The 24214-nt window shown below is 59.6% G+C and carries 19 protein-coding genes; 8 read left to right on the top strand and 11 right to left on the bottom strand.

Translation table 11 applies throughout. The features are described 5' to 3' along the window. The first annotated feature begins 4 nt into the window (after positions 1-4). On the top strand, positions 5-592 hold the full coding sequence (locus K3556_RS07210) for a TIGR02281 family clan AA aspartic protease (RefSeq protein ID WP_260519038.1): 588 nt from the start codon (positions 5-7) through the stop codon (positions 590-592). Positions 593-620: 28 nt separating this feature from the next. On the opposite strand, the gene K3556_RS07205 is transcribed toward K3556_RS07210, so the two are convergent. Together K3556_RS07205 and K3556_RS07200 are read right to left on the bottom strand one after the other, a co-directional pair. After that, positions 621-1133, bottom strand: coding sequence for a DNA polymerase III subunit chi (locus K3556_RS07205; RefSeq protein ID WP_409557769.1), 513 nt, complete (start codon positions 1131-1133; stop codon positions 621-623). A gap of 4 nt (positions 1134-1137) precedes the next feature. Then, a complete protein-coding gene (locus K3556_RS07200) occupies positions 1138-2613 on the bottom strand; it encodes a leucyl aminopeptidase (protein WP_260519037.1) in 1476 nt (491 codons plus the stop codon). A gap of 132 nt (positions 2614-2745) precedes the next feature. Between K3556_RS07200 and lptF the strand changes: the two genes are divergently transcribed. The 6 genes from lptF to rsmA all read left to right on the top strand — a co-directional run bounded on the left by lptF (position 2746) and on the right by rsmA (position 10338). Next, positions 2746-3909: an LPS export ABC transporter permease LptF gene (lptF, locus tag K3556_RS07195; RefSeq protein ID WP_260519036.1), complete on the top strand. Its 1164-nt coding sequence runs from the start codon at positions 2746-2748 to the stop codon at positions 3907-3909. Next, entirely contained in the window at positions 3906-5003 is a 1098-nt protein-coding gene (gene lptG / locus K3556_RS07190; RefSeq protein ID WP_260519035.1) for an LPS export ABC transporter permease LptG, read from the top strand. Before lptF ends, lptG begins: the two co-directional genes overlap by 4 nt. Further along, the gene (locus tag K3556_RS07185; protein ID WP_260519034.1) at positions 5003-7153 is read left to right on the top strand and encodes an LPS-assembly protein LptD; all 2151 of its coding nucleotides are present in this window, start codon (positions 5003-5005) and stop codon (positions 7151-7153) included. Before lptG ends, K3556_RS07185 begins: the two co-directional genes overlap by 1 nt. Before the next feature lie 61 nt (positions 7154-7214). Next, a complete protein-coding gene (locus K3556_RS07180) occupies positions 7215-8501 on the top strand; it encodes a peptidylprolyl isomerase (protein WP_260519033.1) in 1287 nt (428 codons plus the stop codon). After that, a complete protein-coding gene (pdxA, locus tag K3556_RS07175) occupies positions 8498-9499 on the top strand; it encodes a 4-hydroxythreonine-4-phosphate dehydrogenase PdxA (protein WP_260519032.1) in 1002 nt (333 codons plus the stop codon). Before K3556_RS07180 ends, pdxA begins: the two co-directional genes overlap by 4 nt. Continuing rightward, the gene (gene rsmA, locus K3556_RS07170; protein ID WP_260519031.1) at positions 9496-10338 is read left to right on the top strand and encodes a 16S rRNA (adenine(1518)-N(6)/adenine(1519)-N(6))-dimethyltransferase RsmA; all 843 of its coding nucleotides are present in this window, start codon (positions 9496-9498) and stop codon (positions 10336-10338) included. Before pdxA ends, rsmA begins: the two co-directional genes overlap by 4 nt. A gap of 14 nt (positions 10339-10352) precedes the next feature. On the opposite strand, the gene K3556_RS07165 is transcribed toward rsmA, so the two are convergent. Next, positions 10353-12041 (bottom strand): chloride channel protein, encoded by a 1689-nt coding sequence (locus K3556_RS07165; RefSeq protein ID WP_260519030.1) that lies wholly within the window; start codon positions 12039-12041, stop codon positions 10353-10355. 76 nt (positions 12042-12117) lie between these two features. On the opposite strand from K3556_RS07165, the gene K3556_RS07160 reads away from it, so the two are divergent. Continuing rightward, entirely contained in the window at positions 12118-13491 is a 1374-nt protein-coding gene (locus tag K3556_RS07160; protein WP_260519029.1) for an FAD-binding oxidoreductase, read from the top strand. Between the two features lie 6 nt (positions 13492-13497). Here the strand turns inward: K3556_RS07160 and recN are convergent, their stop codons facing one another. From recN to murB, 8 genes are all read right to left on the bottom strand, one after another. Continuing rightward, entirely contained in the window at positions 13498-15150 is a 1653-nt protein-coding gene (gene recN / locus K3556_RS07155; RefSeq protein ID WP_260519028.1) for a DNA repair protein RecN, read from the bottom strand. Between the two features lie 39 nt (positions 15151-15189). Further along, positions 15190-16065, bottom strand: a complete 876-nt coding sequence (locus K3556_RS07150; protein ID WP_260519193.1) for an outer membrane protein assembly factor BamD — start codon at positions 16063-16065, stop codon at positions 15190-15192. A 386-nt stretch (positions 16066-16451) separates the two neighbouring features. Continuing rightward, a complete protein-coding gene (lpxC, locus tag K3556_RS07145; protein ID WP_260519027.1) occupies positions 16452-17384 on the bottom strand; it encodes a UDP-3-O-acyl-N-acetylglucosamine deacetylase in 933 nt (310 codons plus the stop codon). Between the two features lie 535 nt (positions 17385-17919). After that, a complete protein-coding gene (ftsZ, locus tag K3556_RS07140; protein ID WP_260519026.1) occupies positions 17920-19611 on the bottom strand; it encodes a cell division protein FtsZ in 1692 nt (563 codons plus the stop codon). A gap of 234 nt (positions 19612-19845) precedes the next feature. Further along, positions 19846-21180: a cell division protein FtsA gene (gene ftsA / locus K3556_RS07135; RefSeq protein WP_260519025.1), complete on the bottom strand. Its 1335-nt coding sequence runs from the start codon at positions 21178-21180 to the stop codon at positions 19846-19848. Further along, the gene (locus tag K3556_RS07130; protein ID WP_260519024.1) at positions 21177-22148 is read right to left on the bottom strand and encodes a cell division protein FtsQ/DivIB; all 972 of its coding nucleotides are present in this window, start codon (positions 22146-22148) and stop codon (positions 21177-21179) included. The genes ftsA and K3556_RS07130 overlap by 4 nt, the downstream gene beginning before the upstream one ends. Then, positions 22136-23050, bottom strand: a complete 915-nt coding sequence (locus K3556_RS07125; protein ID WP_260519023.1) for a D-alanine--D-alanine ligase — start codon at positions 23048-23050, stop codon at positions 22136-22138. Before K3556_RS07125 ends, K3556_RS07130 begins: the two co-directional genes overlap by 13 nt. Before the next feature lie 231 nt (positions 23051-23281). Continuing rightward, complete coding sequence (gene murB, locus K3556_RS07120; RefSeq protein ID WP_260519022.1) at positions 23282-24214, bottom strand: UDP-N-acetylmuramate dehydrogenase; 933 nt, start codon at positions 24212-24214, stop codon at positions 23282-23284.

Below are 24214 nucleotides of genomic sequence, written 5' to 3'. Positions count from 1 at the left end.
CAGTATGACCGGCGACGACTATGCACGTGCGATTTATCTAACCCTGCTTTTGGTGGCGATTGGCGGCTATTTCATTGCCGAAAATCGGAAAAACATTGGTCAGACCTTCCGTCATGCCCTGATCTGGGGGCTGATTTTCATTGGTGCACTGGCCGGTGTCGGGTTGTGGCAGGATATTCGAAACGACATCACGCCCCGGCAAAGCGTGGTGCAAGAAACCGGTCAGATCGAGCTGCCCCGGGCGCATGACGGGCACTTTTACGCAACCCTTCTGATGAACGGACAGCCGATCGACTTCGTGGTCGACACCGGTGCGAGCCAGATTGTTCTGACCAAAGACGACGCCCTGCGCGCAGGCGTACAGATGGAGGCGCTTCGGTTCTTCGGTCGCGCGATGAGCGCCAATGGCCCGGTACGCACGGCACCTGCCCGTATCGCGCGGGTTGAGTTGTTGGGGATCGAGGATTTTGGCGTCGAGGTCTGGGTAAATGACGGCGAGATGCCGGGGTCGCTGCTGGGCAACGACTATCTTCAACGGTTTGAAAAGATCGAAATCGAACGCGACAGGTTGATACTGACGCGCGGCAATTAGGCGATTTTAGATTTTTGAAAGCAATGCGTTACGCGCTTGCCTTCATCTCCCACCGGCCGCTTTCCTGGCTCCAGTATTTCGCTGTGCAGCCCGCGGCAACCACATCTTTCCACTGGGTGCGCGCATGCGCAACAGCGTCGGGGTCATTGCCGTCGAAAAGGATGCTGACGCGCGTGAGGCGCGTCATTTCAACAGCGGCAACAGCAGCCCCATCGACCGAAATCAGCGCGTCTGCCTGATTGGAGATCGCGGTCTTGGTGGTCAACAGCACCGGTTGATCGTCGTCATGCGGCCCACCGTCCCGACCATGTGGCAAGAACCCGTCGTCAGACGTCGTCCATAAGCGTTCGTCCAACCAGTCGATCCGCTTTTCATCCGTTCCCCGGACGCAGATTTTCCAACCCGCTTCCAGCGATTTTTGCAGCAAGGTCGGCAATGTGGCCTCAAGCGGGCTGCGCGTCATGTGATAGAAAAAAACCTCGCCGGTCTTTTCCTGTGACGCGCCCTGCCCACTTGGGGTTTCTGCTGCGGGGTCTGACATGTGATCAGGCCTCGAACATATCCTGCACAAGACGGTTCAGCGCCAAAACCCCCCAGCCGGTCGCGCCTTTGGGGGCCAATGGCCCGTCCTGGTCAACCTGCGCGGTGCCTGCGATATCAAGGTGGATCCACGGCTGGCCTTCCTTGACAAACCGGCCAAGGAACTGCGCCGCGGTGATCGAGCCCGCCGCACGACCACCGACATTCTTCATGTCCGCTTTGTGCGATTTGATCAGTTGGTCATAACCCGGCCCCATCGGCATCCGCCATGCACCTTCGCCTTCGGCTTTTGCGGCGTCCAAAAGACCGTCACACAGCGTATCATCGTTTGAGAAGACGCCGGTGTTCTCATGCCCCAACCCAATGACAATCGCGCCGGTTAAGGTGGCAAGGTCGATCATGCCAGCGGGCTTAAATTCTTCCTGTGCATACCACATCACGTCGCACAGAACGAGCCGCCCTTCCGCGTCGGTATTGATCACCTCAATCGTGTCGCCTTTCATCGATGTCACGATATCGCCGGGGCGTTGTGCCCGCCCGTCGGGCATGTTTTCAACCAGCCCCACCAGACCAACCACATTGGCCTTGGCTTTGCGGGTTGCCAGCGTCTTCATGACACCCGCGACGGTGCCCGCACCGCCCATATCCATGGTCATGTCTTCCATACCAGCGGCTGGCTTGATGCTGATACCGCCGGTATCAAACACAACGCCCTTGCCCACCAGCGCAAGCGGCGCGATGTCCTTTTCGCCGCCCATCCATTCCATGACGACCACTTTCGACGGGGCTTCGGAGCCCTGTCCCACGGCCAAAAGCGCGCGCATACCAAGTTTCTCAAGCGCTGCTTCCTCCAGCACCTTCACTTTCACGCCCAGTTTTTTGAGGTCGACCAGTCGATCGGCAAATTCAGTGGTGGTCAGCACGTTGGCCGGTTCGTTCACCAGATCACGGGTGAAGAAAACCCCATCGCTTTGCGCGGCGATCCGTTCGGCTGCGCCGTCAAATTGATCGACCCGCGACACCATAAGCATCAGGCTGCCGCCTTCAGCGGTGCCGTCCTTGTCAGATTTATGATCGTTGAACGCATAGGCTCGCAAAACCGCCCCAAGCGCCAGATCATCCGCGTGTTTCACGGGGCCCGCCAGAACCAGAACATCCTTTCCTGCCAGTGACTTACCAATGGCACCGCCAGCCTTGCGTGCAAGGTTCAGGTCCGCGCGCGGCGACAGTCGAACAACTTGCACGGCTTCGGCCTTCATACCCGTCGGGAAGGCCAGATCATGCGCGTCACCCTCTTTCATCTTTTCAAACGCAGGGCTTTCTATAAAGCGCAACAGCGCGCCACGGGTCAGCTTATTGACCCGGCGCGCGGCCGGGTGCAGTTTGCCCGGCTCGGACAAAACAACCGCCACGCGGCCCTCATGTTCCCCAATGGGATCAAGGTTTACTTCGCTGAAAACGGGCTGGATCGGGGTCGTCATATGACATTCCTTTCAGGCAATCTTTTGCCATTCCTAGCCAGCCCCGTCACGAAAGGCCAGATAGCAGTTTTCCCCGGCGGTGGGATCGGCTAGAAAATGAAACACAACATGTTGGGGTTAACCGGGGGTATCGTGGCCAGATTCGACCGCTATATGCTGTCGCAGCTTATTTTGCTGTTTGGCTTTTACGGGCTGGTGCTGGTTTTGCTCTTCTGGGTGAACCGGGCGGTTCAGCTGTTCGATCAGTTGATTGCCAGCGGACAGACCGCAATGGTGTTTTTGGAATTCTCGGCGATGATTGTGCCGGGGGTGATTGTTTTCATCATTCCGATTGCTTCGTTCGCAGCGGCGGTCTCGGTGACAAACCGGCTGAACTCGGAAAGCGAACTGGTCGTCGCGCAGGCTGCCGGATATGGCCCGTTCCGCCTTGCCCGGCCTGTTCTGGTCTTCGGCGTGTTCACCGCGCTTTTCATGTTGGTTCTGACCCATGTCCTGGTGCCGATGAGCCAGCTTCGCTTTGCTGAGCGGCAAGCCGAAGTTGCTGAGAACATCACCGCGCGCTTTCTGACCGAAGGCAGTTTCGTCCATCCTGTCGAGGGCGTCACGCTTTACATCCGCGAAATCAGCGTATCAGGCGAACTGAAAGACATTTTTCTGTCTGACGAACGCAATCCGGCGCAGAAGTTTACCTATACCGCGAAAAAAGCGTTGATCCTGCGGACCGATGTAGGTCCACGGTTGATCATGTTCGATGGGTTGGCTCAGGTTTTGAACAGTAAAACACAGCGGTTATCGACGACAGGGTTCAAGAATTTCACCTATGACATCTCGGCACTTTTGACAGGGCCAATTGGGGGTGATCGCACGGTGACCCAGATTTACACGCCCGAGCTGCTGAACCCGCCTGCGGCGACGCTGACTGAGACAGGCGAAACCCGCGCCGCCCTGCGGGCAGAAGGCCATTTTCGCAATGCTCAGGCGCTGTATTCCATCGTGACGGCTATGACCGGGTTTTCCATGCTGATCGTTGCCGGCTTCAGCCGGTTTGGACTGTGGCGACAAGTGGTCATGGCCCTTGGCGCAGTTGCCCTGCTGCAAACACTGGACAACACGATGCTTGATATGGCGCGGCGTGCTGACGGCCAGCTATGGCTTGTCTATGTGGCAACGCTTGTGGGCGCGATTTTCAATATCTTTGTGCTGATCATGTCCGGCAGGCCTTCGCCCCGCGACATGCGGTTGCGCCGCCGGACCTTGCGCGAAATGAACCGCCTGCCCGCCGGAGACACCGCATGAAGCTTCACCTCTATATAGCGCGGCGCTTCATGTTTGCCTTCCTGACCATGTTGGTGGTTCTGGCCATGCTCTTTGTGCTGCTGGATATGGTGGAAAGTATGCGCCGGTTCGATTCCGCCGCGGTTGGATTTCGCAATATTCTGGGCCTTACCCTTTTGAACGCACCGGTCTGGATGTACCGCATTCTGCCGCTGATTGTCATACTGGCGACGCTTTGGATGTTCCTCAGCCTAGCGCGCAGTTCCGAAATGGTGGTGACGCGCGCCGCCGGACGGTCCGCCTTGAACACCCTCGTATCGCCTGCCATCGCAGTGTTCTTGTTTGGCGTGATCGCCGTGGCCATTGGTAACCCGATTGCTGCCGCCACATCGAAAAAATACGAACGCATCTCGGCACAATACAAAGGCACGTCAGATTCTGTTTTATCCATTTCCACAGAAGGGGTCTGGCTTCGGCAGGGCAACGAGGATGGCCAGACCGTGATCCGCGCCACGCGATCAGATCTAGAAGGCACAAGCCTGTCGGGCGTTACTTTCTTCTCGTTTGCGCCCGACGGTCTGCCCATCCTGCGGATCGAGGCGGAAACCGCCAAGCTTGAACCCGGCCAGTGGTCATTGACCACCGCAAAGGTCTGGGATCTGGAAAATGCCGACAACCCCGAACTGGAAGCCGAGGCATACAACGAATACCTAGTTTCATCGAACCTGACGCAGGATCGGATCCGCGATAGTTTTGGCAAACCAAGCTCGATCTCGATCTGGGATATGCCCAGCTTTATTGGCCAACTGGAAGCTGCGGGTTTTTCGGCCCGCGCGCACAGGGTTTGGTTCCAGATGGAGCTGGCATTGCCGGTTTTCATGGTGGCCATGGTCCTGATTGGGGCGGGCTTTACCATGCGACACACGCGGTTTGGGCGCACTGGTATCATGGTTCTGATGGCGCTGGTCATGGGCTTCGGCGCATATTTCATTCGCAATTTCGCGCAAATCTTGGGTGAGAACGGTCAGATTCCCATCATACTCGCGGCTTGGGCGCCGCCCATTGCTGCGATCCTGTTGCCTATGGGGCTTTTATTGCATCTGGAGGACGGATGATGAGCCTTCTGCGCAAACTTCGCACCGGTTTTTGCACCGCGTGGTTGGGTCTTGCGGTCGCCACTGGCGCCGCCATGCTGCCTGCGGCCCCCGCCATAGCGGGGCAAGCCAGTCTGATCGCGGATCAGGTCCGCGTCGAAGGCAATGGCATGCTGATCGCCCAAGGCAACGTGGTGGTTTTGTATCAGGGAACGCGCCTGTCTGCGACGCGGGTTGTGTATGATAAGGCCACCGACAAGCTGAGCATTGAAGGGCCGATCACAATCACCCGCGACGACGGCACCGTTCTGATCGCTGAGGCCGCTGAGCTGTCGTCAGATTTACGCAATGGGCTTTTGAAAAGTGCGCGTCTGGTGCTGGACGAACAGCTGCAAATCGCAGCCGCTCAGATCAACCGGGTGAACGATCGTTATACCCAGATGACGCGCGTGGCCGCCTCGTCCTGTCATGTGTGTAAAACCAACCCGGTCCCGCTCTGGCAAATCCGGGCCGACCGCGTTGTGCATGACGAAAAGGCGCGTCAGCTGTATTTTCATGGTGCCCAGCTTCGGGTTGCGGATGTGCCGATCTTCTATCTGCCGCGGTTGCGTCTGCCTGACCCGACGCTGAAACGGGCGACCGGGTTCCTGCCACCGAGAATCCGCACCAGTTCGACATTGGGCATCGGCGTTGTCGCGCCCTTTTTTCTGCGGTTGGGCGATCACGCTGATATCACCCTGTCGCCCTTCTTGGCCGCCAAGACGACAACGCTGGAGTTTCAATACCGCCACGCCTTTCGCGCGGGTGACATCATGTTTACCGGCGCCGTCAGTCGGGACAGCGTCCTACCAGATCAAACACGGTATTATGTCTTTGGTGAGGGTGAATTTGCCCTGCCCCGCGACTACACGCTCAGCTTCGAGCTGCAAGAGGCCTCAGACCCCGCCTATCTGCTCGACTATGGGTATTCCGATCAGGACAGGCTGCGAAATTCAATCAACGTGATGCGCGCGCGCCGAGATGAGTTCGTGTTTGGCGGCCTGACGCGCTATGACACGTTGCGCGAATCCGAGTTGCCGATCTTCGATCAATTGCCCTTCGCACAGATTGACACGATCTATGAGCGCCGCTTTTTCCCACGCTGGACGGGTGGCGAAGTCCGCGCAAACTTGTCTTGGCAGGCCCATTTCCGTGAAAGCACAGCGGATATCCTTGGCCGGGATGTTGCCCGATTGGGTGCTGGGCTCAGCTGGCTCCGCAACTGGATCGGCCCAGCCGGATTGGTGCTTGAGGCCGAAGCTGGCGTTGATGCCAATGTCTATTGGATTGAACAAGACAGCCGGTTTGACTCGGAACAGAGCTTTGCCGCCCCGTCTGCCGGTGTCACGCTTCGCTGGCCGATGTCGCGGGTCGCCGCCTCGGGCGCGGTCGATATACTGGAGCCCGTCGCGCATATCGCATGGTCCGAACAGGTCGGCGCTAATGTCCCCAATGAAGACAGCGTTTTCGTGGAATTTGATGAAGCCAACCTGTTTGACCTGAACCGCTTTCCCGGACAAGACAGGCGCGAAGACGGCGCCCGCGCGGCTGTTGGTCTAAGTTGGACCCGCCACTCGCCGTCTGGCTGGGCGTTCACGCTGGCCGCCGGTCGGGTGTTTCGTGAAGGCGGGTTTGACCAGTTTACCGACGCCTCCGGTCTGGCTGGCGACCGATCAGATTGGCTGTTGGGCGCGCATGTGAATGTGGGCGGTCGGTTTGCGCTTCAGGGCCGCGCGCTGCTGGACGACGATTTTGGGATCACCAAGGCCGAAACCCGCGCCGCTTATCTGGCCGAAGATTTCGAGATCAGCGCCGCGCATATTTGGGTCATCGAAGACATTGTGGAAAACCGCCCGGACCCGACGCACGAGTTGCGGTTGGACGGCGCGTACCAGATCAGCGATTTCTGGCGCGTGTCGGCTGATGGCAGTTTTGACCTTGAAGCCCAACAGGCCACGCGCGCCGGGTTGGGCCTGCGATATCAAAATGAATGCGTTTTTATGGATGTTTCCCTCTCGCGTCGTTTCACTTCCTCGACTAATGTGACGCCAACAACGGATTTCGGCTTTAAGGTCGAGCTGACAGGATTTGGCGGCGCGCGCGGCAGAACAGCACATAAATGCGGCGGTTAACCTTGTTAATGACCGGACCGGAACAGAAGATTGAGATGACGAAGAGCAGATCGGACAGAATATGGCGAACCGCATGATCAACATCCGCACAAGTTTGTTGCCGAAACTCCGTTGGACACCGCGTATCGCCGTGGCGCTGGTGGCTGGCTTGCTGATCATTACGTCTTTGGGGGCAACCAAGGCGACAGCACAGGACCTTTTCGCCCCGGTAAAGAAAATCAATGATCGCGTGATCACCGCCTATGAGCTGTCCCAGCGCATCGCCTTTCTGACCATCCTGAAAGCGCCGGGCAATCTGAATGAGCTGGCGATAGAGCAACTGACCAACGAGGCGTTGCAACGGCAGGCCGCCGAGCTTGTCGATGTCGAACCCACCGCAGAAGAATTGCTGGCGGGGATGGAAGAATTCACTGGCCGGTTCAACCTGGATGTCGAATCCTTTAACAAGATCATTGCGCAAGCTGGCATCGCCCCTGAAACGTTCCGCGATTTCGTTTCGGGCGGGATTGCATGGCGGGCTGTTGTGCGCGCCCGTTGGGCCGGTCGCGTTCAGGTGACAGATGACGAGGTTGATCGCCAGCTTGCATTGACCCGCCCTGGTGCAGGTGTTCGCGTTCTGCTGTCAGAGATCATCCTGCCTGCACAGACCCCGGCGCAGATGCAAATTTCAAATGCGCGCGCATCCGAACTCAGCCAGATCACCACCCTGCCCGCATTCGCATCGGCTGCGCGGCAGTATTCGGTGGCACCGTCGCGCGGACGCTCGGGCCGGTTGGAGTGGATCGACCTGTCGAACCTGCCCCCAGCGGTGGCCGCGCAGATCCTGCCACTGGCCCCCGGCCACGTCAGTGATCCGATCCCCGTCAAGAACGGCGTTGCCGTGTTCCAATTGCGCGCCATTGAAGAAACCGACGCACCCGCACCAGCCAGTGTGACGGTCGACTATGCGACGTTGCTGCTGCCGGGTGGCCGCAGCGAAAAGACTTTGACCGAGGCCGCTAAGATCCGCGCCAAGGCGGACAGATGCGATGACCTTTACGGCATTGTCAAAGACCTGCCGCCCTCACAATTGCAGCGTGAAGCTTTGCCGATGGCGCAGGTGCCTTCCAATTACGCGCTGGAACTGGCCAAACTGGACGAGGGCGAGGTTTCGACCGGACTGACGTCAGCCTCTGGTCAGAACCTTGTCTTCCTGATGCTGTGTTCGCGCACCCGCGATCTGCCAGAAGAAATCAGCCGCGAGGACATCAAACTACAGCTGCAGAACCAACGCCTTCAAAGCTTTGCCAATGCCTATCTGGACGAGTTGAAGGCCGCCGCCTATATCGAAGATTACACCGGCCAATGACCCCTCACGCGTTGCCCAGGGGCGTTGTGTCGCCGGTGGCGCTGACCATGGGCGAGCCCGCCGGTATAGGCCCTGATATCGCAGGACCTGCTTTTGAGGCCTTGAAGGGTCAGGTCCCGTTTTTTGTGATCGGCGATCCCACTCACCTGCCGTCCGGCACCGCGTATACTGAAATCGACACGCCTGGCGATGCGATCACTGCAACGTCATTGCCGATCCTGCCGCATCCCTTCGACAGCCCGCGCAATCCTGGCCAGCCTCAACCAACGCACGCTCAGCACGTGATTGGGGTGATCGAACGCGCCGTTGCGCTTGCCCAAACCGGCGAGGCACTGGCCGTTTGCACCAACCCGATCCACAAGAAAGCGCTGAAAGATGGGGCGGACTTTCCCTTCCCCGGCCATACTGAATTTCTTGCCCACCTAGCCGGTGGCGCGGACGTGGTGATGATGCTGGCCTGCGAGGGGCTGCGCGTGGTGCCCGCCACGATCCATATCGCCCTGTCCGAGGTGCCGGCCAAGCTGACGCCAGCGCTGCTGAGGCAAGTCATTCACACCACACATGCCGCCCTGATCAAAGATTTCGGCCTTCCCTCTCCGCGCATTGCGGTGGCTGGCCTGAACCCCCATGCAGGCGAAGGCGGCGCGATGGGCCGCGAAGAGATCGAGATGATTGCGCCGTTGCTGGACGACCTGCGCGCTGGCGGGTTTGACCTGACCGGGCCATTATCGGCCGACACCATGTTTCACGCCGCAGCCCGCGCCAATTACGACGCGGCCATCTGCATGTATCATGATCAAGCTCTGATCCCGATCAAGACAATCGACTTTGCTGGCGGGGTCAATGTCACGCTTGGTTTGCCTTTTGTGCGCACATCGCCTGACCACGGCACCGCCTTCGACATTGCGGGCACGGACAAAGCTGACCCAAGCTCGCTGATCGCCGCACTGCGCATGGCCCACCAGATGGGTCGCGCCCGTCAGGAGCGCCAGACATGAGCCAGATCGACGGCCTGCCCCCCCTGCGCGAGGTCATTGCGACCCACGGCTTGATTGCCAAGAAATCGCTTGGCCAGAACTTCCTGCTCGATCTGAACCTGACCGCCAAGATCGCACGGTTGGCGGGCGATCTGGAAAACTCCGACGTGCTGGAAATCGGCCCCGGCCCCGGCGGCCTGACCCGCGGGTTGCTGGTCGAAGGCGCTCGCAAGGTGTTGGCGGTCGAAAAGGACAGCCGCGCCATGGCCCCGCTGGCCGAAATTCAGGCGGTCTATCCCGACCGGTTGCAGATCATCAATGCCGATGCGCTGACCCTTGACCCGCTGGACCATTTGACCCCGCCCATCCGCATCGTGGCGAACTTGCCCTATAATGTCGGAACCGAGCTTTTGGTGCGGTGGCTCACGCCGCCCAGCTGGCCGCCGGTCTGGGACAGCCTGACGCTGATGTTTCAGAAAGAGGTCGCCGAACGGATCGTGGCCCAACCCGGATCAAAGAAATATGGTCGCCTTGCTGTGCTGTCCCAATGGCGCACCACGCCCCGTGTGGTGATGGAACTGCCGCCCGAGGCCTTTACCCCGCCGCCCAAGATCCATTCTGCCGTCGTGCATTTCGACGCCCTGCCTGCGCCCCGCTTCGAGGCGGATGCGGACAAGCTGCAATCCCTTGTGGCGAAAGCATTTGGGCAGCGACGAAAAATGCTACGTGCGTCCCTGAAGGGGCTGCACCCGGATATTCAAGACGTGCTGTTATCTGTTGGTATCCAACCCACATCGCGCGCCGAGGAAATCGGGATCGAAGAATTCTGCGCGCTTAGCCGTGCGCTCTCCTCCTCCTGACCTAACAGCCACCGTTAACTGTGCTCTTCCTTGGCGGTTTCGGCCAAGGCTCGGTTGAACGCCTTTAGCGCATCCACCTGAAACACAGCGCCCCACAGCTCGGGCGGATCGCCCTCTCCCCCCAGTGTGACGACAGGAATAAACCGAGCGCTCGAAGTCTCGAACATCGGCATGACAGTTTCCAGCGTGGCGTTTCCGTCAACATAAATCCCTTGTTCGATCAACTCCCAGCACAGCTCTTCCCCGGCAGCGCGGTCATGTTTCTGATCGCGCATGATCGATGCCACACGCACAGTCGATAAAAGATAGGCCTGAGGGCCAGCGGCAAGGTGAATGCCGCGCCGTTCCAATTGGGTTAGGAAAAAGCTTCTGTCGACCCAACGGCTGGCCAGTGCGGTGGACAAGGACACTGCAGCCATCACGGCGATCCCGATCTGCCAGTCCCCGGTCAATTCAAACACGATCAGGGTGGTCGAAATCGGCGCGCCCAGCACAGCCGCGGCGACCGCGCCCATGCCAGCAAGGGCATAGAGCGTTTGCGAACCAGACACGTCGGGGAAAATCGCAGTTGCCACGATCCCGAAGGCCAACCCGCTCAGCGCGCCAACCATCAAAGCCGGTGAAAAGACACCGCCACCCATACGCCCCGCCATGGTGATCGCCACAGCGGCAACCTTGACGATGACGAAAGTGATCGCCAGTTGCAGATCCAGCCCCCCGGTCAGCGCGACCGAGGTCGTTTCATACCCGACGCCGATGATATGCGGATACCAAATGGCGATCATGCCCAGCATCAACCCGGCCAATGCCGGTCGCAGCACCTTGGGCAACCGCAGTGCTTTTTGCGCCGCATCGCCCACATCCTCGGCCCAGAAGATCGAGCGCATCAGCACGACCGCAACCACGCCACAGACAAGACCAAGGAGCAGAAAGGCAGGCAGTTCGACATAGAAATCCAGTGCCCCTTCGGCGGGCAGAATGAACTCAGTCACGTCGCCATATTCGATCCGGTTGATGACGGTTCCCGCGACCGACGCGATCGCAATCGGAGCAAAGGCGTGCACGGCGAAATGGCGCAGCACGACCTCCAAGGCAAAGAGTGCGCCCGCAATCGGCGCGTTAAAGCTGGCGGACACAGCCGCGGCCACCGCGCAGCCCAGCAGATCGCGCCCGGTCACGCCGTTGGCATTGATCCGGGCCGACACCCAAGTTGAAATGACGGCAGCCAGATGAACAACCGGACCTTCGCGGCCCGACGACCCGCCTGTCGACAGCGTGATCATCGACGCCAGAGCCGAGCCCAGCCCGGCCCGCTTTTCGACGCGTCCGTCCCACAAGGCGGCGCCCTCGATCACATCGGCGACAGCCCGCACGCGGCCATCATGGGTAAACCAATTCAGAATGATCCCGACCACCAACCCGCCGAACGCTGGGATAAGCAGCACCCAATACCATGGCAAGGTGCCGGCAAAGCTGTGCAAATGGGCCAAATCATCGGTGCCATAGATCGTCGCCTGAAGGGTTTCGATCCCTTTTCGAAATCCCAACGCGGCGAAACCGGATGCGATGCCAATCACCAAAGCAATCAACCAGAACTGAAGTTGGCTTGGTCCTTTTTCGATCAGAATATGCCAACCGGTAGAGGCCCGTTCGGTCAAATCCCGCCAAGCGCGATCTAAGAACAATTTTAGCCGATTAGGCATGGTCCCCCGCCCGCGCAGCCCTTCCCAAGATCACGCATTTACCATAAGTTGTGCCGGCTTTGCTGGGGAGGATGGGATGACCATCGACACCGTGTTAACCGAGCTTTCGTCCATGCTAGGCGATCGGCTCAGCCGCTCCAAGTCCGATCTGTTGCACCATGGCGGTTCCGAAAGCCATTTCGCCCCGGCGCCCCCTGATGCGGTGGTCTGGCCTGAGACCACGAACGAGGTCAGCCGCATTCTGCAACTGTGCCACGGCGCTAACGTTCCGGTCATCCCATTCGGCGCGGGCACATCGCTTGAGGGTCACACAAGCGCGCCTTCGGGCGGTGTCTGCCTGAACATGTCGCGCATGAACGCCGTCATCAGCGCCGATCCCGGCGACATGATCGCGGTTGTCCAACCCGGCCTGACCCGCGAAGACCTGAACCACGAATTGCGCACGCTTGGGGTGTTCTTTCCGGTCGATCCCGGGGCCAATGCCTCGATCGGGGGGATGGCGGCGACGCGCGCATCTGGCACGACAACGGTGCGTTATGGCTCAATGCGCGACAATGTGTTGGGACTGACGGTTGTGCTGGCCGACGGACGGATCATCAAAACTGGCTCGCGCGCCGCGAAATCTGCGTCGGGCTATGATATGACCGCGCTGTTTCTGGGATCCGAGGGGACGTTGGGCATCATCACTGAACTGACCCTGCGCCTGCATGGTATCCCCGAGCAGATCAACGCAGGCATCTGCGCCTTCGCGGACATGGCAGCGGCTGTGGGCGCCGTTCAGCAAGTGATCCAGATGGGCATTCCGATGGCGCGGATCGAGTTCGTCGACGCCGACACCGCGCGCGCCTTCAACGGCTATGCCGGCACTGATATGCCCGAATGCCCGCATCTTCTGGTCGAATTTCACGGCAGCCCCGCCGCCGTTGCCGAAGCGAGCGAGGGCTTTGGCAAGATTGTGAAGGACTTCGGCGCGACCGGCTACCAACACGCGACCCGCACTGAGGATCGCAACGCGCTTTGGAAAATCCGCCACCATGCCTACTATGCTGTCCTGTCGCTGCGCCCGGGCGCACGAGCTGTGGTGACAGATATCTGCGTACCAATATCAAAGCTGGCACAGGCGGTCGAGGAAACGCAGTTAGATATCATCGCCTCTGGCCTGCTGGGACCAATCCTTGGTCATGTCGGCGACGGAAATTTCCATGCGATCCTGTTGATCGAGGACGGCAACGAGGCGGAGAAAGCCACGGCCAAAGCGCTGGCCACCCGGATGAGCGACCGTGCCATTGCCATGGGCGGCACCATCACCGGAGAGCACGGGATAGGTATGGGCAAGCTGGACTTAATGGAAACAGAACATGGCGCCGCGTGGTCGGTGATGGGCGATATCAAATCGGCGTTAGACCCAACCGGCATCCTGAACCCCGGCAAGCTGGTGCCGCAGCCGTGAAGCAGATCACCCGCCCAGCAATTCTTTCGCAGCCGCCCGCCCCGCTTCGGTGATGGTGTCGCCTGAGATCATACGCGCGACCTCGTCCACGCGGGCCGATGCGCTGAGCGGTTCAACCGTGGACCGCGTCATGCCATCCGAGACCGATTTCTGAACCTGCCAGTGATGATCGCCCAAAGCGGCGACTTGTGGGCTGTGGGTCACGACCAACACCTGCCCGCCAGCCGACAAGGCCGACAGGCGGCGCCCCACAGCATCGGCTGTTGCGCCGCCGACGCCGCGATCAATCTCGTCAAAGATCATGGTCAGCCCGTCGGCTTCGCGGGTCAGGCAAACTTTCAAGGCCAGAAGAAACCGGCTGAGCTCGCCCCCCGATGCGATCTTGTTCAGCGGACCAGACGGCGCGCCGGGATTGGTGGCAACGGTGAACGTGACCTGATCACGACCCTCTGGCCCGGCTTCGGCCACCGATAAAGCAGTGGTGAAAATGGCGCGTTCCATTTTCAAAGGCGCAAGCTCGCCCGACATCGCCTTGTCCAGTTCCGCTGCGGCCACGGAGCGGGCACCGCTTAGTGCGGTGGCAGCCGCATCATAATGGACCTGCGCCTGACTGACATCCTGTTCCAGTCCGCCGATGGCACCGACGCCCGCGTCCAGTGCAACAAGGCGCGCCCGCAGGCCGTCTGCAAAGTCACCCAAGTCATCCGGGGCCACCTGATGTTTGCGGGCCATCGCACGGATCGCAAACAACCGCTCTTCGACGACCTCAAGTTCATGCGGGTTGAAGGACAGAGCGTCCAACGCCGCCTCGACCCCCTGCACGGCGTCGCCAAGTTCAGCCAGCGCACGGCCAAGCGCCGAGATCGGCGGATCGAGCGCTTCGCCTGCCTGATCGGCCACGTCTTCCAACCAGCGCAGCGCATCGCCGGTTCGTGCCTCGGCCCCTTCACCGTCGCTCAGCGCTTGATAGGCTTTTGTAATGTCTTCGCCGATCCGCTCAGCCGCCTGCATCAAACGACGCCGACTGTCGAGCTCTGCATCCTCGCCCGGCTCGGGGGAAAGTGCATCCAATTCACCGACGGCGTGGCGCAAAAACTCTTCTTCAGCCTGTGCAGCTTGCAGATCTGCGCGGGCTTGATCCAGGGCCCGCTGCGCTTTGCTCAGATCCCGCCATGCAATCCGGGTTGTGTCGAGTTGCTTCGACAACCCGCCGAATTCGTCCAGCAACTGCCGGTGCACGCGGGGGTTCAGAAGCCCCCGGTCGTCTTGCTGGCCGTGCAGCTCGACCAACGTGTCCGACAGCGCGCGCAGCACGTCTCCGGATGCGCGGCGGTCGTTGACCCATGCGGTTTTGCGACCATCGGCGCGATTCACCCGGCGCAACACCAACTCGTCCTCAACTGGCAATCCGGCGTCGTCCAGAACGGCCCGGGCCGGATGGGCAACCGGCAGATCAAAGATCGCGGTCACTTCGCCTTGCTCGGCGCCAGCCCGCACAAGATCGGCCCGCCCGCGCCACCCCAGCACAAACCCCAGACTGTCCAGCAAAATGGATTTGCCCGCCCCGGTTTCGCCAGTCAGCACGTTCAATCCCGGCTGAAACTCAAGTTCCAGCCGGTCAATGATCAGAAGGTCGCGGATATCAAGACCACGCAGCATAGCGCCCTCGGTCGTGCACAGCCCTGCCCCAGTGAGGGATCAGAGCCATTCGCCTTTGATCAACTGGCGGTACACCCCGTTCAGCCAGTTGTTGCCTTTTGCTTCGGGTTTCAAACCGGCTTTGGTCAGCAGACGATAGCTGCTTTCATACCATACGGTCGATTGGAAGTTATGACCCAGAATTGCGCCAGCCGTCTGGGCTTCATTGACCAGCCCAAGCGACAGATAGCTTTCCACAAGACGGTGCAGCGCCTCGGCCACATGGGTTGTCGTCTGGAACTGCTCAACCACCACACGGAAGCGATTAATGGCGGACGAGTAATGCTTGCGCTTCAGATAGTAACGCCCGATTTCCATTTCCTTTGCCGCAAGGTGGTCAAAGGCCAGGTCAAATTTCAAGATCGCCGACTTTGCATATTCGGTATCGGGATAGCGTTCGATCACGGTGCGCAGCGACTGCAACGCCTGATAGGTCAGACCTTGGTCACGGCCGATTTCGTCGATCTGGTCATAATAGCTCAGCGCGAGAAGATATTGCGCATAGGCTGCATCCTCAGACGCAGGATAGAAGTCGATATACCGCTGGGCACTGGCACGAGACTGTTCATAGTCGCGGTCCTTGTGGAACGAAAACGCCTGCATGATCAGACCGCGTTTGGCCCATTCGGAATAAGGATAAAGGCGTTCAACCTCGCCGAACCATTTCGCCGCTTCCGAGGGATCACCGCGTTCCAGATCATATTCGCCGCGCTTGAAAATCTCTTCCGCAGTCCATTGATCAATGGGCTTTTTCTCGACCGGTTTTGTAAAGCCGCCGAACAGGCCGCCGCCTGATCCACCGCCGCCGCCCGAGCTTCCGCCAAGACTGCCGAACCCAAGACTGCCAGAGCCGCCACCGCAAGAGGACAGAACCATGCCAGACACCAGCGCGACGCCGATAAAGCGTCTTGCTTTGATCTTGCCGCAGGCGTTCAAGGTGAAACGTGCACAACGCTCTGATGTCGCGCTGCGTTTCGCAAAAAGCTGAAATGCAGGTTCTTTGTGAAACGCTTTAGCTTTGCCAAAATTCACGCGGATCATCACCGGTGCCACCCCAAAATTTTATTATTCGACCCAAAGGTCCGAACTGTTCCTGCCTGTCCTAGCACAGAAATTTTCGAGGCAAAATGGTTTGCTCGGCAATTTTCACAGCTTCAGGTCACTTGGCCCATATTACCGCACCCGATCACGGATGAAATATGCAAAATGCCACGGCGCAAGGACGTGGCATTGGCTTTGAAATCAATGTGTTCCGCCCGCAATCAGGCTGTCATCGGCAGGTCGGACCGACGCACACCAACACCCGGCAACCGGCGTGCCGTGGCTGCGTCACATTCAACCATCCGCCACGCATCAGGTGTATCAAACAGAGTCCGAAGCAACTTGTTGGTCATGGCATGCCCGGAACGGTGGCCAACATAGCGCGCTTTCAAAGGTGCACCAGCCAAGGCAAGGTCACCCAGCGCGTCCAGCATCTTGTGGCGCACAGCCTCGTCCACCCGGCGCAAGCCACCCGGAGACAGCACCGCATCGCCATCAACCACAACGGCATTGTCATACGTGCCGCCAAGCGCCAGCCCGGCGTCGTGCATCGCATCAACATCCGCGCGGCGGCAGAAGGTGCGGCAGTCGCTGAGCTCGCGGACAAAATTTCCGTTCGACATATCCAGGCGCATATTCTGCGTGCCAATGGCCGCGTCCGGGAACGAGATGTGGAAATCGATTTCAAACCCGTCCGATGGCTCCAACCTGGCCCAGACCTCATGTTCGCCATCGTTCTCGCGGTATTCGATCGTTTTCAGAACTTCGATCACCCGCACAGGTGCTGCCAGCTCGCGCACGCCCGTCTTCACCAGCCCATCGACAAAACGGGCGGCACTGCCATCCATGATCGGCACTTCAGGCCCGTCAAGCTCGACCAACGCGTTATGGATGCCGCAGCCAGCCAGCGCGGCCATGATATGTTCGATGGTTTTGACTTCGACACCCGCACCATTGCGGATCAATGTGCACAATGGCGTCGGAACGCCCGATGCCCAATGGGCCGGGACCATATTGTCGCGGTCAAGGACGTCAACGCGTTTGAACCAAATGCCAAATTCTGCCGAAGCAGGTTGGACACGCATACGCGCCGGTCGCCCGGAATGGAGCCCGGTGCCGGTAAAGGATACAGTGTTTGCAACTGTGGTTTGCACGTGTCGCCTCTTTTTTACCTCAGTCGGGTTCATTCCCCCCTCGTCACACGAGGTCTCGATGAATCCATCAATTTTGCCGCGCCAGTCGCCGCTGACGTTCGGGTTCCTGTGTGGAGTGGCACAGTCCGCAAACGCCTTTGGGCCGCTTGGGCGCCGGTTGATCCGAACACCCCCGACAGTCCCTGTGCACAAAAAAGGTTCTTTTCCCTATTTAAGCGGCGGCAGGTCTGACGCGCACCAAGCATGTAGGGCTTGGTAAGTCAGAGGTAAATCCTGCCCGGAGGAATAACAATTCAAACCTCTGTAACGCTCTGTAACATCAAATCTGGACCCGGCAAGAGGTCGCCGACGGGTCGAGCTTTGCCCCACAACACTTTGGTAACAAAAGAAAACGGCCCGCCACTTGGCAGGCCGATCTCAAAACGCTCGTGAAGGCTGCGGCGGCATGTCACCGCTGATTGTTTCATGCTGCGGCGGCGCCGTAACAATTGGCGCGCGCAAGGCAGACCTCGCGCGCGCCAAAAGTTTGTATGGTTTAGTTGGCTTGGCGCCGCAGGAAGGCAGGAATTTCCACCTTGTCCTGCTCTGGGTCCGCTGCCGGTGCCTGTGGCTGGGACGGCTGATGCGACTGGACCGGAGGTTGGCTGCGCGCTTGTTCTTCTGCACCAGCGACGCCCGACCCGGTCATCCGGTTGATCAGCGAATTGATCCCGAACCGCGGCTTGTCATGCGCTGACCCACCGTGAGCCGCAGATGCGGTCCCATGTGACGGAGCTTGCGCCGCAGGTGCACCTTGCGCGCGGGGCTGGTTGTGAACCGCTGCCTGCAAACGCGCCAGAGCTTCCGGTGACGGGGTACCCGGTGCCGGTGCCCGCGGGGCTACAAATGTCGCGACATCCTGCTCATCGCCATAGTTTCTGGCAGGTGCATCGCGGCTCTCCGGTGCGGAAGTTGCCGCGTCGTTTTCACGGGGCTGGTAAGCCGGCGGAGGCACATCGCCCCCGGCCTGATCGGCCTGGAATACGTTCTCGGACGGAGCTTTCGGGGCGTCGTCTTCTTCGCTTTCCATTTCGCCAAACAGTGTTGGTTCGCTCGCGGCAACCTCTGCCCTGCCAGCATCTGGTGCTGGCGAGTTTTCAATGGCTGCCGCGGCCGCAACCGCATCAGGGGCTTGAGCTTCCATCTTCTGCTCAACATCCAACGGTGTTTGCAGCGTGCTTGCCATACTGCGACGCGGTATCGGCATTTCGGTGTTCACGTCCATGGCGTCGATGCCGGTCGCGACAACAGACACGCGCATTGCGCCTTCCATGTCGGTGTCCAGCGTCGACCCAACGATGATGTTGGCGTCCGGATCCACCTCTTCGCGGATGCGGTTGGCCGCTTCGTCCAGTTCGAACAGCGTCAGGTCGTAGCCGCCGGTGATGTTGATCAACACACCCTTCGCGCCACGCAGGCTGATTTCGTCCAGAAGCGGGTTGGCGATGGCTTTCTCGGCGGCCTGAACGGCACGATCTTCGCCTTCGGCCTCGCCGGTTCCCATCATGGCTTTGCCCATCTCGTCCATCACGGCACGGACATCCGCAAAGTCGAGGTTGATAAGGCCGGGGCGAACCATCAGGTCCGTTACACCCTTAACGCCTTGATAAAGAACGTCATCCGCCATCGAGAATGCTTCGGTGAACGTGGTTTTCTCATTGGCCAGACGGAACAGGTTCTGGTTCGGAATGATGATCAGCGTATCGACCATCTTTTGCAGAGCTTCGACGCCCTCTTCCGCCTGACGCATACGTTTTGCGCCCTCGAACTGGAAGGGTTTGGTCACGACGCCAACGGTCAGCACACCAAGTTCACGCGCAGCTTGCGCGATGATCGGGGCTGCGCCCGTTCCGGTGCCGCCGCCCATACCGGCGGTGATGAAGCACATATGCGCGCCAGCAAGGTGATCAACGATCTGTTCGATCGACTCTTCAGCTGCGGCTGCGCCGACCGATGCGCGCGCACCAGCGCCCAGACCCTCGGTCACCTTCACACCCATCTGAATGCGGTCTTTCGATCGCGACTGCTGCAATGCTTGCGCGTCGGTGTTTGCTACAACGAATTCTACGCCCTCGAGTTCCTTCTCGATCATGTTGTTGACCGCGTTGCCACCGGCACCGCCCACGCCAAATACCGTGATACGAGGTTTCAACTCTTCCTGACCGGGCATGGTAAGGTTCAAAGTCATGATATGTCCGCCTGTCTATGTCCGCGCCGCACCGATGTTCCCCGATGTCGACAAATGCTGTCTATTAATTCCGACTGAATCGCCGGTTACTGCCTCGTTACACCCATGTTACCCTAAAAAACGGTCTTTCGTCACGCACTAATGGCGTGAAAAACCGCAAAATATTGAGGCAACGCGCAGATATTCAGCAGGATTTCGCCGAGCGCACCGTATATTGGGGTTTGGGTAGCGCGATCACCAATTGTCTTTGAACCACTTAAAGGCGCGTCGCAGGCTGCGTGCGGGGTAGCTTTCGGCGGGAATGTCAAAATCCCACCACTCGTCCTGAGGGTGCGCCGCGAAAAGACACAGCCCGACAGAGGACGCAAACCCTGCTCCGGTCGCCGCCTGCGGTAGTCCCTGAACGCGCAGAGGACGCCCGATGCGGACCTGTTGCCCCAGAATTTTCGGCGCGAGCCCGTCCAGACCGGGTATCTGGCTGCCACCACCTGTCAACACGATTTGTTGACTGGGCAGATGCTCAAAACCCGAGGCGTCCAGACAGCTGCGCACCTCTTCCAATATCTCTTCCACTCGCGGTCGCATGATGCCAATCAGCTCGGCCCGGCTCACGGTGCGCCGGTCATGTTCCCAATCGCCGGTGTCGCCGCCAATCTCGATCATCTCGCGGTCATCCATCCCGGTGGCGACCACGCCGCCATAGAAAGTCTTGATCCGTTCCGCCGTCGACAGTGGCACCTGCAAACCCTTCGAGATGTCCGACGTCACATGATCCCCGCCTAGCCGTACGCTGTCCGAATAAATCATGTGCTTTTTCATAAAGATGGACAGACCAGTTGATCCACCGCCTAAATCAACACAGGCCGCGCCAAGTTCTTGTTCATCTTCCACCAATGCCGAAATGCCGGACACATAGGCCGAACTGGCGAGACCCGCCAGTTCAAGATCGCAGCGTTTGATGCAGTACAGCAAGTTCTGAATGACTGCGCTGTCCACCGTCATCACATGCATATCGACGGACAACCGGTTGCCGATCTGCCCGCGCGGGTCGCCCAGACCTGACCGGTGATCCAGTGCGAAATTCACGGGTTGCGCGTGCAATACCTCGCGCCCTTCGCCGATCTCGGGCATATCGCAAGAGGCAAGAACGCGCGCCACGTCTTGTTCGGTGACCGCAGCGTTATTCAGTTCGACCACGCCATCCAAGCCATAGCTGCGCGGGTTTGCCCCCGAGAAACATGCGATCACATGATCGACACGAATATTGGCCATTTTCTGCGCCGCCTGTACGGCGGTGCGGATGGCGCGCTCGGTTTCCTGCATTGCATCAATTTCACCGAAGCGCACGCCGCGCGACCGCGTGGTTGCAGCGCCGATCACGCGAAACGCGCTTTGACCTGCCAGGCTACCCACCCCATCGCTTTCACGAAACTGCTCCGGACCGTCAAAGCGCAGGATCAGGCAGGCGATCTTTGCGCTGCCGATGTCCAGAACGGCAATGACGCCTCGCTGCATGGCGGCTTCGCGCATCGAGCGCATGGCGCGCTGCTGGCTGTAAATATCGGTCATTGCGGGTCTTCTCCAAACTCAATTGCCCGGATGCGGCGCAGCTCGTCGACGGCGGGTTCAGCCAGTCGAAGCGTTGGACGCAAAGGGTTTCTCATATCAACTACGGTCAGGTCACGGGCCATCACCTCTTGCGCCTGATCCAGCGCAATCACCTGCTCAAGGGCGGCCACAGGGTCCTGCGCTGGCAAAAGAATGCGCTGCTTGGTGGCCAAAACCACGTCCCAACGACGTTCACCCACGCGCACTAGTCCGCGCAACTGGTGGCCAAGGGGGCGGGCAGTATTGATCAGCTCAAGCGCTTCGCGCACCGACTTATTCGCCCCTGCCCCTGCGATCAGCGGCAGATCAGAGCGTCCGTTACGGGCCAGCAAGCTGGCAACGCGGTGACCAGTACGGTCCAACAAGTCGAGAATGCCATCGTGGCGCCAGACAATAACCGGCTCGCGCTCGGTGATGGCAACTTCAAGAACGCCGCCGGGCCGGATCCGCAGCTCGGCTTTTTCCACGACATCCAGTGTGGTGATTTCCTGACGCATCAGTTCCAGATCCAGATCGAAACTGGAAATTGGGAAGTCGATTGGCAGCATCTGCCGCACGGCTTCGTCAACAACCACAGACGCGCCTTCAACCGCCATCAGTTTCACCATGAACTCGGGGCGTTCCTGTACTGATCTCTGAACTTGGGCGATCTTCTCGCCAATCGCAAAACGGTTCGTGGGGTTGGAAAAATACCAACCCACCGCCAACAGCACGAGAAAGACTGGCAGGCCTATCCGAAGAAAGGCGCGGAAGAAAGGCGTCAGCCAAAGGCGATGAACTTTATAGGCCAGGCGTGAAGGCGCTGGATCGCGACGCGTGGCACCAGGACCCGAAGACCCAAGCTTGGATTTAGAGGACCGTGATACCGCAACCGACCGGTATTCACCGGTATGTTGTGCGGGGTTTTGGGTGGGTTTCAGCGATCGCATGATGCGTCCTCCACCATCCAAGCGCAAAACTCACCGAACGACATGCCGTTGTGCAGCGCCTGTTCCGGCGCAAGCGATGTCGGGGTCATGCCCGGCTGCGTGTTGGTTTCAAGAATGATCAACCCTTCCAGCCCGCGGGCCTCGTCCCAGCGGAAATCTGTGCGGCTGACACCACGACAGCCCAACACCTTATGGGCGCGTAGGGCATAATCCAGACAGGCGGCTTCAATGTCGGCGGGGATATCTGCGGGAAAGACGTGACGCGATCCGCCTTCGGCATATTTCGCGTTATAGTCATACCAGCCATCGGTCAGGATATCCGTGACGCCAAGCGCGCGATCCCCCATGACCGAGGTCGTCATCTCGCGCCCCGGCGCATAGGTTTCAACCATCACCGTCTTGGGCATGGTTGGTGCCAGTTGGGGCGGCGTGTTCGCCCCGTCCTGCACAATATAGATGCCGACCGAACTGCCCTCGTTATAGGGCTTCACCACATAGGGCGGATCCATCACGTGACAGGCGCGCACCTCGTCAGCCGATGCCAGCACACTGTCAACGACTGGAAGGCCGACCGTGCGAAACACCTCTTTCGTACGCTCCTTGTCCATGGCAAGCGCCGAGGCCAACACACCGGAATGTGTATAAGGGATTTGCAGCCACTCAAGCAAGCCTTGCACGCAGCCATCTTCGCCCCAGCGGCCATGCAGCGCATTGAACACAACATCGGGGGCTTCTGCGCGCAGGCGCTCGGAAAGATCGGGGCCTGCGTCAATCTCGACCACGTCATAGCCCACGCCTTTCAGCGCCGCGGCACATTCGCGCCCGGAGCTCAGCGAGACCTCCCGTTCGGCCGACGGACCGCCCAGAAGAACCACAACTTTCGAGACTGTCTTGCCTGACATGCCTGCTCTTTGCCTCGTCCTTGGCCGCATGACGCGACCAACTGCCCAGCCGTTTCCGGCGTTCAGCCGCACTTTGCGCGCGACGTTTTCTTTATCGGAGGCTGTACCGCCCCTTTGATAACGGGGCTTTATGCCCCTTGTTTTCAAGGGCGATTTGCCCCTTTGACCAGCATTTTCTTTTCTGGTTCAGAAGGGCCTGCCCGACCCCGGTATCTGCGCGCGTCCGCCGGCTTATTTGTCTGCCGGTTCACCCACACGCATGATTTCCCATTGTAAGTCTATGCCACTGTGTTCGTAAACCTTTTTTCTGACTTCTTCGCCCAAACCTTCAAGGTCGGCAGCGGTCGCCCCACCGGTATTTGTCAGAAAATTTGCGTGCATCGGGTTCATCTGCGCACCCCCAAGTGTGGCCCCGCGCATACCTGCATCCTCGATCACCTTCCACGCTTTCAGATCATGGCGATCATCGGCCCGCCCGGTCGAGCTGTAGCCTGCCGGGTTGCGGAATGTGGATCCGGCGGTGCGATCTTTGGTGGGCTGTGTCTCGTCGCGCTTGGCCAGTTGAGCGTCCATGCGGGCGGAAAGCTCTGCCGGATCGCCCGAAGGCGCTTCGAACGTGGCGCTGGTGATGATCCATCCGTCGGGCAGATCGGTCTGGCGGTATTGAAAGTGCAGATCATCAGCAGTCAGGGTGACACGTTCCCCTGCCCGGGTGATCGCTTGCGCTTCGACAAATACATCGGCCACATATGATCCGTAGCACCCGGCATTCATCCTGACCGCGCCACCAATCGCGCCGGGGATGGTGCGCAGGAAGGTCAGATCAACGCCTGCCTCGGCCGCTTTGCGCGCCACATGGGCATCAAGTGCAGCGACGCCCGCCGTCACGCGATTGCCATCAACATCAATCCCGTTAAAGCCCCGCCCCAAACGGATCACCACGCCGCGGATGCCGCCATCGCGCACGATCAGGTTCGACCCCACCCCCATCGGAAAGACCGGCATGTCCGCGTCAAGCGCGGATAGAAACTGCGCCAGATCGTCCTCGTCTGCGGGCATGAAGAACCAGTCGGCCGGGCCACCAACGCGCAGCCAGGTCAGGCCAGCCAGGTCTTTGTCAGACGTCAGCGCGCCACGGGTTTCGATCTTGCTTGGATGGGTCAC

Source organism: Aliiroseovarius sp. M344 (genome assembly GCF_025140835.1).
Lineage (GTDB): Bacteria > Pseudomonadota > Alphaproteobacteria > Rhodobacterales > Rhodobacteraceae > Aliiroseovarius.
This window is presented reverse-complemented; position numbering and strand designations above follow the sequence as displayed.